Origin of the sequence: Microbacterium karelineae (assembly GCF_009745985.1) — a bacterium.
GTDB lineage: Bacteria > Actinomycetota > Actinomycetes > Actinomycetales > Microbacteriaceae > Microbacterium > Microbacterium karelineae.
In genome coordinates this window covers 1-249 of sequence record NZ_WFIX01000048.1, presented here as the reverse complement: position 1 = coordinate 249, position 249 = coordinate 1, and the positions used below count along the sequence as shown (strand labels likewise).

Here is a 249-nt window from a genome sequence, read left to right as displayed (position 1 = left end):
AAGGTTCATTAATGTAGTTAATGAATTTCTGAACTCATAATTTTCAAGGAATCCTGAGATTTCTTTTGCAGATTTACTTATTTCCTGCAGTTCAGGGCTGTTTACATCGCCTTGTGGAACAACACCGTCATAATATTTATGAATAAGAACTGCAACTCTATTGATAAAGTTTCCGAAGATCCCTACCAATTCAGAATTATTCTTAGTCTGGAAATCCTTCCATGTAAAGTTATTATCCTTTGTTTCCGG

Annotated in this window: 1 protein-coding gene; it reads right to left on the bottom strand. The window is 34.1% G+C overall.

All coding sequences use genetic code 11. The features are described 5' to 3' along the window. Positions 1 to 249, bottom strand: a 249-nt coding sequence (locus tag GB932_RS21875; RefSeq protein ID WP_156758904.1) for a class I tRNA ligase family protein, incomplete at both ends; no start/stop codon positions are given.